Source organism: Streptomyces sp. NPDC086519 (assembly GCF_040686075.1).
In the GTDB taxonomy this organism is placed as follows: Bacteria; Actinomycetota; Actinomycetes; order Streptomycetales; family Streptomycetaceae; genus Streptomyces; species Streptomyces shenzhenensis.
On record NZ_JBFBJL010000101.1, the window covers coordinates 1 to 11,204 of the forward strand.

Genomic DNA, 11,204 nt, shown 5'->3' on the forward strand with positions numbered 1-11,204 from the left:
GGGGGGACCACCCCGGGGCCGGGGTGGGGGACATCGCCGCGGCGTTCGCCATCGGCATCGGGGCGACCAGCAAGGGTTCCTGTCGGCGGGACGCAGCGGTCGGCCGGGCCCGGCCGACCGCTGTCCCACTTCAGCGCCTCGTTTCAGCGCCTCGTTTCAGCGCCTCAACTTCAGGGCGATCTGCCTCACTTCAGGATGACCTGCACTACGGCGAGCACGATCCCGGCGAGGAACAGCACCGCGAGGCAGGTCAGCACGGGCGAGCCGGACGGCGCCGACGCCGACGCCGGCACGGGCTCGGGGAGCACGAACTCCCGGCGACCCGCGCCCCGTTTCCCGCAGGTGCCGCACCGCTCGGCGCCGTACCCCCAGCACGTCCAGCACTCGTCCCAGCCCCGCCCCTGACAGGCGTTGCACGACATGAACCCCTCGCCCGGGTCGCCCATGCAGACCCCGCACTCCGTCCTGCCGCTCCCGCGGCAGCGCCGGCAGAGCGGGCCGCCCGTCCCCAGGCACTCCTCGCAGTGCTCCGGCGAGACCGGGGGAGGAGCCCCGGTGACCTGCCGGTAGTGGGCCATGAACTGGTCGTGCACGGAGTCCCGGTCAGGGGTCCAGTCACCCGTCCAGGGACAGCCCGTGCACCCGGGCCACCACCCCAGGACGCCGCCGCGCTCCGCGGCCCGGTGACCGGGCAGATGGTGGTTGCCGGACACGCCGTACCTCCCATGGCAGTCGTGCGAGGCGGACCGATGCTCCAACTCCCCTCACGATGAAGGGGCGTTGAATGGTTCGCAAGGGAAGCGCACTGGGTATGGCCGTGGGTGTCGCGCGGACTTTCGAGCCGGGGCGGGCTATGGATCTCACGGCGCTGATCGGCACGGTGGCGGGGGTGGCGGGCACCGCCGTCGGCTTCCTCCAGTGGTGGGACTCGCGGCGCTCCGGCCCGCGGTCACCGGCGGCCGCCACCGGGGCCGCCCCGCTGCTCACCGAGTTCACCGTGCTCGCCCCGGAGGCCAGGGTGCGCGGCCACGCGCGGCCGCTGGTGGACCGCACGGCGGAGCTGCGCGCCCTGCGGGCGGGGGTGCGCGGGCATGCGCCGGTGCTGGTCGTCGAGGGTTTCAGCGGGGTCGGCAAGACCGCGCTGGCGGCCGCGCTGTGCCGGCTGCACGCCCGCAGCCACCGGGTGCGGTGGGTCTTCTGCGCCGAGAAGGCCCAGACGCTGAGCCTGCGGTCGCTGGCGCTCGCGCTGTCCTACGACACGGAACTGTCAGGCGCCCGTGAACTCGCCCTGGTGGTCGGCGGTTCGGACGCCGGCGGTGACCGGCTCCAGGACGCCCTCGCCGCGTTCCTCGCGGCCAACCCCGTCCTCCTCGTGCTCGACGACTTCCACACCGTGCGCGATCCCGCGCTGGTGGCGTGGGCGCGCCGTACGGCGCACACCGAGGGGCGGTCGACCGTCGTCCTGACCAGCCGAAGACACCTGCGGGAGATACCCCGCACGGCGGACACCCCGTGGATCGAACTGCGCGGACTCGCCGAGCAGGACGCCCGTCAGCTCCTGGTCCGCTGCGGACTACGGCTGCCCGACGCTACGCTCGACGCGGTCTGGCACCGGGCGGGCGAGGGCAACCCGCTGGCCCTCACCCTCTTCGCCGGTCAGGCGACGCTCACGAGACCCGAGGTACTGGCCGTGGACCTGTCCGCACAGCGCGACGACCTGAACGCCTGGATCGGCCCCATCTACGACTCCCTCGACCCCGCACAGCGCGCGGTCCTGAAGGCCGCCGCCTTCGTCTACGAGGCGGCCCCGCCCGAGCTGGTCGCCGAGCTGACCGGGGACGGCGAAACCCCGAGGCTGCTGGCCGAGCTGGAGGCGCGGTTCCTGCTCGGGCGGACCGAGGCGGGGTTCGAGCTGCACAGCTCGGTGCGGGACCACGTCGACGCCCGGCTCACCGACGAGGACCGGGAGCTGTTCGCGGCCCGCCTCACCCGCTGGTACCGCTCGCGCGCCCGGGAAGTCTTCCTCGGCGGGCTCGGCGCCGACGAGCCGTCGTACGGACTGCTCTATCTGGAGAGTTTCCCGGACTACGTGGCCGCCGAGGACCGGCACATCCGGCTCGTCGACGACCTGCTCGACCGGCTCGCGGACACCGGCCGTCCGCTGCCGGCCGGTGCGCGGATCCTCGTCCTCGGGGCGGGCCACGGCACGCACGACGCCGGGTTCGTCAAGCACGGCCTCGACGTGACCGACCTCGACATCCAGCCGGAGATCGCGGCGCTCGGGGAACGGCGCGCGCTGCGGCTGGCCGGCCGGGTCCGGTACGTGGTCGCGGACATGACGCGGGGACTGCCCGAGGAGGTCCAGGAGGCCTCCATGGACGCGGTGTTCAACATCGGGTCGTCGTTCGGGTACGAGGACGCCGACGACGACAACGCCGCGGTCTTCCGCACGGCCGCCGCGGCGCTGAAGCCCGGCGCGCCGTTCGTCTTCGAGTACGTCAACGGGCCGCACTGGGAACACCGCAGGGTCCAGCGCCAGATCGACACTACGGTGCTGCCGGACGGCGCCGAACGCACCGAGTACTCCATCACGGACCCGACGACCGCGACGTCCCTGACCGCCGTCCGGCTGCGGCGGCCCGACGGCAGCGGCGGCTGGTTCCGTCATTTCATGCACTACTACCGGCTGCCCCAGGTGCTGGCCATGATGGAGCGGGCGGGGTTGCGCGAGGAAGCCGTGTTCGGCGCGCGAGGCGGACGGGTGCGGGGTCCCTTCGACGAGGCGGAGTCGGAGGCGATGGTCGTGATCGCCGCGCGGGCCGAGGGGTGACCGCGACCTCCAACCGCCCCGATATTTCACTTTGTTGACTTGGCCATGACCTGTTCCTGGTTTCGTGCGGGCGTGGCGTACGGCAAGCATCTACGCGGGTAGCCCGCCGCCTTCCCGCACGCCACACCCGCACGCCAGACCCGTCCGCTGCGCCTTCCAGGAGTCCTGAATGCCCGTCAATCCCATGAACCGCCGAGAGTTCGTGCAGAAGTCCGCCGTCACCGGCGCCGCCGTGGCCGTCGCGGGAGCCGTCGGTACCGGCAGCGCGCAGGCCGCCGAGGCCGGCCACGGCCACACGAAGCCGCCGAAGGCGCCCAAGACCTGGAGCTTCTCCATCCTGGGCACCACCGACCTGCACAGCCACGTCTTCAACTGGGACTACTACACCAACGCCGTCCCGAAGGACTCCAAGGGCAACACCTACGGCATCGCCCGCATCGCCACCCTGGTGAAGAACCTGCGCGCGGAGAAGGGCGAGGGGAGAGTGCTCCTCGTCGACGCCGGCGACATCATCCAGGGCACGTCCCTCGCGTACTACTACGCGAACGTCGACCCGATCACCGGCAAGGACGGCAAGCGCGGCCCGAAGCACCCCATGGCGATCGCCATGAACGAGATGCGGTACGACGCGGCCGCCCTCGGCAACCACGAGTTCAACTACGGCATCGAGGTCGTCCGCACCTTCGAGAAGCAGTGCGACTTCCCGCTCCTCGGCGCCAACGCCCTGGACGCCAAGACGCTGCGGCCCGCCTTCCGGCCCTACACCGTCAAGCACATCAAGGTCCCGCACGGCCCGGACATCAAGGTCGGCATCCTCGGCCTCACCAACCCGGGCATCGCCCTGTGGGACAAGGACAACGTCTCCGGGAAGATGGCCTTCACGGGCCTGGTCGAGCAGGCGAAGAAGTACGTGCCGCGGCTGCGCGCCCTCGGCTGTGACGTCGTCTTCCTCACCGACCACTCGGGCCTGGACGGCTCGACGTCGTGGGGCGACGAACTCCCCTACGTGGAGAACGCGTCGAACCTGGTCGCCGAGCAGGTCCCCGGCATCGACGCGATCCTCGTCGGCCACACCCACGTCGACGTCCCGACCTACACGGTGAAGAACGCGGAGACGGGCGAGGACGTCCTCCTCTCCGAGCCGTACTGCTACGGCTACCGCCTCTCCGTCTTCGACTTCGAGCTGGAACTGGTGCACGGCTCCTGGAAGATCACCAAGAAGACCGCCACCACCCTGAACAGCAACACGGTCGCGGAGGACCCGCGGATCACCGAGCTGCTCACCGCCGACCACGAGTTGGTGGTCAAGTACGTCAACACGGCGATCGGCACCTCGACTCGGGACATGTCGACGGCTGAGGCCTGCTGGAAGGACGTGCCCGCCATCGACTTCATCCACGAGGTCCAGACGGAGGCGGTCAAGGCGGGCCTGTCGACGGCGGACGCCGCGCTCCCGCTGATCTCGGTGGCGGCTTGCTTCAGCCGTACCGCCGACATCCCGGCCGGCAACGTGACGATCCGCGACATCGCCGGCCTCTACATCTACGAGAACACGCTGTACGGCAAGAAGCTCACCGGCGCCCAGCTGAAGGACTACCTGGAGTACGCCGCGAAGTACTACCACCAGGTGCCGTCCGGCACGGCGGTGGACACCGCCACCCTCACCAACGCCAACAGCTTCTGGGACTACATGTACGACACGGCGTCCGGTGTCTCCTACGAGATCGACATCGCGGCCGCCGAGGGCTCGCGCATCAAGAACCTCACCTACAACGGCGCGGCGATCCCCGACGACCAGGTCTTCGTCGTCGCCGTGAACAACTACCGCGCCAACGGCGGCTCCGGCTACCCGCACATCGCCGCCGCGGAGACCGCCTACAGCTCCACCAACCAGGTCCGCGACCTGATGATCGCCTACGCCACGGCCAAGGGCGCCATCGACCCGTCGACCTTCGCCGCCACCAACTGGAAGCTGACCCAGAACGGCACGCCCGTTTTCTCGTAAGCCGGCGCGGGGCGTGGAGAGCGAGTTCACCGAGTTCGGTGAGCTCGCTCCCGGCCCAGCCGCTTCACGGTTCCGTACCCACCCGTGAGGCGAACGGATCCTGCGATAAGCGCAGGACGTCCCGAGTGGGTGGGCTCGGTCGGGGACGCCCCAACGGTAGTGTGATAATGCGACACATGAGCCTTTCGCCGCCCTCTTACCCGCCGCCGTACGGTCCCGGGTCACCGTCGCCGCGTCCCGTGCCGGGCAGGCCGCTCAGGGTGGTCTTCGTCCTGGTGGCCGTGCTGCTGCTCGTGGTCGCCCTCGCGGTCAACGGGGTGTTGTTCTTCGGCACGCTCTTCGCCGGTGACAGCTGCGGCACCTCGGCCGGCACCCAGCGGTTCTGCGACGGCTCCGGGTGGCAGAGCGTGGCGATGTACGGGCCGACGGTCGCGCTGGCCGCCGCGGTGGTCACGGTCGTGCTCGGGGCGGTGCGGGTCCGGCGACCGTGGGCCGCCCTGGCGCTGGGCGTACTCGTCTACGCGGCCGGGCCCGCGCTCGCCCTGTTCACCGTCTTCGCCTGAGCGCTCCGCGGGAGGTGCCGCGACCTGCCGTCCGCCGACGGTAATTGAGGTGCCCTGAAAGCTGAGAGAGGGTTAGGGTCGCGGGCATGTTCCTCCTCCTTCAGATCTACGGCTGACACGGCCGGGCAGCGCCCCGGCTCCCCGCATCGCCGTGTGCGCCTGCTTCGAGTTCTCTCGGAGAGGCCGGCACGGGCTTGCCGTGTCCCTTTCGCCGTAGACCTGAAGTGAGTGATCATCCATGTCCCGTCGCCGTGCCCACATCGCGATGGTCGGCATCCCCGCCGTCAGCCACGTCCTGCCCAGCCTTGAGATCGTCCGCGAGCTGGTGGCCCGCGGTCACCGCGTGACCTACGCCAACGACCCGGCGGTGGCCGACCTGGTCACGGCCACCGGCGCCGAACTGGTCACCTGCACCTCGGTGCTGCCGGTCGCCGACAACAACTGGCCCGACGACCCCATCGCCGCGATGGACCTCTTCCTCGACAACGCCGTGGAAGCACTGCCCCAGTTGCGCGCCGTCTACCACCACGACCCGGCGGACCTGTACCTGTACGACATCGGCGCCTACGCCGCGCGCGCCCTCGCCGAGACGCAGGACCGGCCCCTCCTGCAACTGTCCCCGACGTTCGTGGCCTGGGACGGCTATGACCGGGACGTCGCGGCCCACCTGTGGCAACTGCCGGGTGCCGACGCCTACCGGGCGAAGTTCGCACGGTGGCTCGCCGGCTGCGGGGCGTCCACCACCGACGTGGACGCCTTCTCCGGCCGGCCGTCGCGGACCCTGGCCCTGATCACCCGGGCGATGCAGCCGCACGCCGACCGGGTCGACACCGGCACGGTGACCTTCGTCGGGCCCTGCTTCGACGCGACGGCGGGCAGCGGCGGCTGGACTCGTCCGGCGGACGCGGAGAACGTGCTCCTGATCTCCCTGGGCTCGGCGTACACCCGCCAACCGGAGTTCTACCGCCAGTGCCTGACGGCCTACGGCAGTCTGCCCGGCTGGCACGTCGTACTCCAGATCGGCAAGTACACCGACCCGCGAGAGCTCGGCGGCATCCCGCCCAACGTCGAGGTGCACTCCTGGGTCCCGCAGCGGGCGATCCTGGAGCAGGCGGACGCCTTCGTCACCCACGCCGGTATGGGCGGCTGCGGCGAAGGGCTGCTGGCAGGCGTCCCGATGATCGCCGTGCCGCAGGCCGCCGATCAGTTCATGAACGCCGACCGGCTCGTGGAACTGGGCGTGGCCCGTCGCATCGACACCGCGGAAGCCACCGCCGAGACCCTGCGGGCAGCCCTGAACGACCTGGTCACCGACGCGGAGGTGGCCCGCCGCTCGGCACTGTTGCGTGCCGGTGCGCGGGCCGAGGGCGGCACCCCGCACGCCGCGGACCTCATCGAGGACATGCTGGATGCCGGCATGCCCCTCGTGCGCACCACCAGGCCGCCGCAGCAGAGGTGACCCCGGCCGGGGCGTCCGTCTCCCGGGCGCCCCGCCCGTCAGCTGAAGACGATCATCGACCCCTGTGCCAGGCTCCGCGTCGCCGCCGCGTGCAGGCCCAGCCAGACGTGGCGTTCGCGGGCGAAGGGGCTCGGGTCGTAGGGGGCGGCGACCGCCGGTTCCTCCAGGCCCGTGGGGGCGGCGGGGGGCTGCGGCGGGGCCGGGGGGTTCGCCGGGTCGATGCCGATGGACGGGGCGACGTACTCCAGCTCGCGCAGCAGGGCGTGGGAGGAGCCGAGGGGGCCGCCGCCGGCGAGGAGTTCGTCGCTGGAGAGCGGGTTCGGGAAGTCGACCGGGACGTACGCGCCCGCGTGGTCGTAGTGCCAGACCAGGTGCGACTGCTGGGCCGTCGACTCGAACATCTCCAGGAGCTGCTCGTAGTCGCCGCCGAGGTCGTCCACGGGGGAGACGGGCAGCCCGCAGACCTGGAGGAGATAGGCGCGGCGGAGGAAGTGGAGCGCGTCGTAGTCGAAGCCGGCCACGGGCGCGACCTCGCCGGACAGGCCCGGCATGTACTGGTACACCGGCACCGGCGGCAGCCCGGCCTCGGCGAGCACCTTGTTGTATTGCGCGAGTTCCTCGGCGAACGGATTGTCGGGGGTGTGGCACAACACGTCGACGAGCGGTACCAGCCAGAGGTCACAGGCCAAAGAAGGCTCCTCATATCAGCGCGTTCACAGCAGGGGCTCAGCCAGGTGGCCAGGGAAGAGTAATCCGTGCGGCGCCGGTCAGCTCCCCTCGTGCAGGTCCCATACCCAGACCCCACCGGTCCACTTACCGGGTTTTCCGGTCAGGGCCTCCACCGCCTGTCGTAGTTTCTCGTCATTGGGTTGCGGGGCGACCACCAGGACCCCCGCCTTCCAGTATGCGAAGTCCGTCTCGGCCTGCGCCCGCCAGTTCTTGCCGATCACCGGCACCTTCCCGGTGTAGCGGACGTCCCGCAGCATGTCGGAGGTGTAGCGCGGGACGGCGCCGTAGATACCGGTGCGGTCCGCGCCGTAGGGGCCGTTGAAGTATCCGCCGGGGAGCTTGAAGCCCAGACCGGCGCTGGTCTGCCAGTGCAGGGCCTCGGCGTAGCCGGGGTCCGGGAGCGGGAGCGGGACGAGGGACTCGCCCTTGCCCACGTACGACTTCCACATCCCGCTGCTGATGAACTCCGGGACCGCCTCCCGCTGCTCGGACCTGAGCGGGGCGGGGACGATCGGGAGCAGCGCGAGGGCGACGGCCAGCAGGCCGAAGTACTGGGCGCCGATCCTGCGGGTGGCGAGGACCCGCTCCAGGGCCAGGGCGAGCAGGATGCCCAGCGCGGGGGCGCAGATCATCGCCACCCGGCCCTCGATGACGGACTCGAAGAGCGGGAACTTCCGCACCAGTGCCCAGGGGCCCGGATACACCGTCTCCGTCAGCGGGACGCGGATCTTCGGGCCCATGGACAGGACGGCCGCGGCCACCGACGTGACCGCCAGCGCCTTGACCAGCGGCCGCTCCCACAGCCGTACGACGATCCCGAAGGCGAGCAGGACCAGTGGCCAGCCGTAGAAGGCGTTCTGCTCGGTCGGATTGAGGGACAGTTCGTTCGCGCGGGCCGCGTCCCCGAAGAGCATCGAGCGTTCCGCGAAGGCGAGCAGGGAGAGCGGGCTGTTTCCGGCGTTGTCGCCGTGCAGGACGCTGTGGTAGCTCTGCGGCCCCGTGAACTGCCAGTACAGGGGGAAGACGACCAGGGGGAGGCAGACCGCCCCGGCGATCAGCAGGCCCCTGGCCAGCGGGCGCCAGGCCTCCTTCGCCACCTGGGGCCGTGCGACCGCGTACGCGACGGCGAACAGGGTCATCCCCAGCGCCGCCAGCAGGAACGGCTCCTCGCCCAGGAAGACCTGGTACGCCGCCATCAGCCCGAGCACGATCCCGTCCCGCCGCACCCGCTCGCCGCCGGCGAGGCGCAGGGCGCGGTCGATGATCAGCGGGATCATGAACAGGATCACGAAGTTGGGGTGCGCGTTGGCGTGGCTGACCATCGGCGGCGCGAACGCCGCGAGGGCCGCGCCGGCGAAGGCCGCGCCCCGCTGCCGTACCACCCGCTTCACGATCAGCCAGTACCAGGCGACGGCGGTCGCGGCGAGCCCGAGCGCCATGCAGACCGAGAGCGAGACGGCCGGTCCGGCTGCCAGCGTCAGCGGGGCGAAGGGGACCGACAGGCCCAGCATGACCGTGTTGGCCATGAGGTTGACGCCGTCGGGGAAGTTCTGGAAGTCGGAGAAGAGCGGGTTGCGGAAGTGCGCGAGGTTGTCCGCGGTCACCGCGAAGAACCACTCCCACTGGTTCTGGTCCTGGAGGGAGTCGGTGAGATAGCGGTGGCCGGGGTCGAAGAAGCGGCCCGAGTACAGCGCCACGGACATCAGCAGGAACAGGACGGGGACCAGGAGGTCCGCCGGGCGCAGGCGGCGCAGCCGCAGCCGGGCCAGATCGGCGAGGACCTTCGGGTAGTCCAGCGGGCCCACCTTGGAGCCGGGCTGGTGGCTCCAGCGGACCGGGACCTCGGTGATCGGGTGGCCGCCGCGATGCAGGTGCTGGAGGACCTCGATGTCGATGCCCCAGCCGTCCAGCCGGGAGTCGGCGAAGGCCGCACGGGCCAGGTCGCCGTCGAAGAGCTTGAACCCGCACTGGGTGTCGCGGATTCCGGGTACGGCGCTCGCGCGTATCAGCAGGTTCCCGGCCCGGCCGAGCAGCTCGCGCAGCCGGTGCTGGCGGTCGGCTATCTCCGCGCCCGGCACCGCACGCGAGCCGATCGCCGCCGCGCTGCCCTCGCTGAGCGCCTTGTCCAGCCGCTCCAGCTCCTCGATCGGCGCGGCGAGATCGGCGTCGGTGACGAGCACCCGGCTGCCGCCGGTCGCGGCGACGCCGAGGCGCAGGGCGTTGCCCTTGCCCCGGTTGCGGTCGGCGGCGACCAGACGGACGTGCGGGTGCCCTAAGGCGGCGACCTCGCGCGTCCCGTCCGTCGAGCCGTCGTCGGAGACGATCACTTCCCAGGAGCCGAAGCGGCTCTCGTTGTCGGTGAGGTAGCCGGTGACGGCGGCGAGCGTGGGGCCGAGCCGCTCCTCCTCGTTGTACGCCGGGATGACGACGGAAAGGTCGACGGTCTCCCCGGCCCGAGGGGTCTCCGTGGTCTCCGGGGGCGTGGTCATCCGTCCTTCTCCGCCAGTCGCTCGATCAGGGCGAGGGAGTGCGTGTTGTACGCGGCGACGATCCCCCGGGCGGCCTCGGCGTCCCGGCGGGACAGCGCGTCGACCAACTCGGTGTGCCGGGACCACAGAGACCCGCGCAGGTCGGGCAGCCGGCGCAGGTGCCGCACCGCGCACACCCAGGACTGCACGCGCAGCCGGTGCAGGAAGTCGGCGAGGTAGGGGTTGCCGAACAGGGTGGACAGCTCCCGCCAGAACCGGAGGTCGTAGCCGATGAGGATGGTCAGGTCACCGGCGGTCGCGGCGCGCTGCGCCTCCTCGCCGCGGCGCCGGACCGCCGCCAGGGCAGCCGCGACCCGCGGTTCCTCGGGGTCCTTGAAGGCGGGGTGCAGGCCGTCGGCGAGGGCCTGGAACATGCCGTCGGTGACCAGGCTGCGGGCCTCGATCATGCCCCGGTAGTCGGCGAACGTGTACTCCGGCACCCGGAAGCCGCGGTGCTGGTCGGCGTCGAGGATGCCCTGCGCGGACAGGTCCACCAGCGCCTCGCGGACGGGCGTGGCCGAGACCCCGTACTGCTCGGCGATCTCCTTGACCGTGAACTCCCGCCCCGGCTGGAGCCGCCCGGCGAGCACCTCGTCACGGAGCGCGTCCGCGATCTGCTGGCGCAGCGTACTGCGCGTCACAGCGCCGTTGCCGGGCATCGTCGGGTGCCTCTCCTCACGCTTTCGGGTGACGTGCTCGCTCACAGATACATGTACGAGCACGCCACCTTACGCGTTCGGGTTCCGGGTGCACTCCTCGTATACCCGTCAAGCTACCCGTGGGTCTTTTCCACGGCTCCGCTGAGCCGCCTGTGAGCAGCGGTGCGGCAGCGCCCCTTCAGGGGCGCTGCGCTGTGTGGCACCTGCGGCTCCCGCCGCGGGGGCGCGTCCGGGGGCTGCGGCTCGGCCGACGTGCGGTCGGGTGGCGTGAGGGGCCTTGCGGCTCGGTCGGCGTTGAGGGGCTTCGCGGCTCGCCCGACGCCCGGACAGGCGGCGCGAGCGGCCTCGCGGCTCGGCCGACGTGTGGACAGCCGACGTGAAGGGGCGCGGGGAACTGCGCGACCAGCCCCCCACGCACCCGCAGCCGAAAC

The 11,204-nt window shown here is 71.3% G+C and carries 8 protein-coding genes; 4 read left to right on the top strand and 4 right to left on the bottom strand.

Annotated elements, in window-relative coordinates; all coding sequences use genetic code 11:
- Positions 1-185: 185 nt before the first annotated feature.
- Positions 186-713 carry a hypothetical protein gene (locus tag AB0P24_RS44845; RefSeq protein WP_365804726.1) on the bottom strand — a complete coding sequence of 176 codons (528 nt, stop codon included), beginning with the start codon at positions 711-713 and terminating at the stop codon, positions 186-188.
- Positions 714-853: 140 nt separating this feature from the next.
- Here AB0P24_RS44845 and AB0P24_RS44850 point away from each other — a divergent pair, with 140 nt between their 5' ends.
- The 4 genes from AB0P24_RS44850 to AB0P24_RS44865 all read left to right on the top strand — a co-directional run bounded on the left by AB0P24_RS44850 (position 854) and on the right by AB0P24_RS44865 (position 6,857).
- On the top strand, positions 854-2,830 hold the full coding sequence (locus AB0P24_RS44850; protein ID WP_365804728.1) for an AAA family ATPase: 1,977 nt from the start codon (positions 854-856) through the stop codon (positions 2,828-2,830).
- A gap of 169 nt (positions 2,831-2,999) precedes the next feature.
- Positions 3,000-4,835, top strand: a complete 1,836-nt coding sequence (locus AB0P24_RS44855) for a 5'-nucleotidase C-terminal domain-containing protein (RefSeq protein WP_365804730.1) — start codon at positions 3,000-3,002, stop codon at positions 4,833-4,835.
- Positions 4,836-5,011: 176 nt separating this feature from the next.
- Positions 5,012-5,398, top strand: coding sequence for a hypothetical protein (locus AB0P24_RS44860; protein ID WP_365804732.1), 387 nt, complete (start codon positions 5,012-5,014; stop codon positions 5,396-5,398).
- Between the two features lie 238 nt (positions 5,399-5,636).
- Positions 5,637-6,857: a macrolide family glycosyltransferase gene (locus tag AB0P24_RS44865; RefSeq protein ID WP_365804734.1), complete on the top strand. Its 1,221-nt coding sequence runs from the start codon at positions 5,637-5,639 to the stop codon at positions 6,855-6,857.
- 38 nt (positions 6,858-6,895) lie between these two features.
- Here AB0P24_RS44865 and AB0P24_RS44870 read toward each other — a convergent pair whose 3' ends face one another.
- From AB0P24_RS44870 to AB0P24_RS44880, 3 genes are all read right to left on the bottom strand, one after another.
- Positions 6,896-7,546, bottom strand: a complete 651-nt coding sequence (locus AB0P24_RS44870) for a hypothetical protein (RefSeq protein WP_365804736.1) — start codon at positions 7,544-7,546, stop codon at positions 6,896-6,898.
- A gap of 78 nt (positions 7,547-7,624) precedes the next feature.
- Positions 7,625-10,075 (bottom strand): dolichyl-phosphate beta-glucosyltransferase, encoded by a 2,451-nt coding sequence (locus tag AB0P24_RS44875; RefSeq protein ID WP_365804738.1) that lies wholly within the window; start codon positions 10,073-10,075, stop codon positions 7,625-7,627.
- A complete protein-coding gene (locus tag AB0P24_RS44880) occupies positions 10,072-10,773 on the bottom strand; it encodes a GntR family transcriptional regulator (protein ID WP_365804740.1) in 702 nt (233 codons plus the stop codon). The genes AB0P24_RS44875 and AB0P24_RS44880 overlap by 4 nt, the downstream gene beginning before the upstream one ends.
- Between the last annotated feature and the right edge of the window lie 431 nt (positions 10,774-11,204).

Coding starts and splice junctions, on each gene's coding strand:
- AB0P24_RS44850 (WP_365804728.1), top strand. CDS start 854: ATGGATCTCACGGCGCTGATCGGCACGGTGGCGGGGGTGGCGGGCACC.
- AB0P24_RS44855 (WP_365804730.1), top strand. CDS start 3,000: ATGCCCGTCAATCCCATGAACCGCCGAGAGTTCGTGCAGAAGTCCGCC.
- AB0P24_RS44860 (WP_365804732.1), top strand. CDS start 5,012: ATGAGCCTTTCGCCGCCCTCTTACCCGCCGCCGTACGGTCCCGGGTCA.
- AB0P24_RS44865 (WP_365804734.1), top strand. CDS start 5,637: ATGTCCCGTCGCCGTGCCCACATCGCGATGGTCGGCATCCCCGCCGTC.
- AB0P24_RS44875 (WP_365804738.1), bottom strand. CDS start 10,075: ATGACCACGCCCCCGGAGACCACGGAGACCCCTCGGGCCGGGGAGACC.
- AB0P24_RS44880 (WP_365804740.1), bottom strand. CDS start 10,773: ATGCCCGGCAACGGCGCTGTGACGCGCAGTACGCTGCGCCAGCAGATC.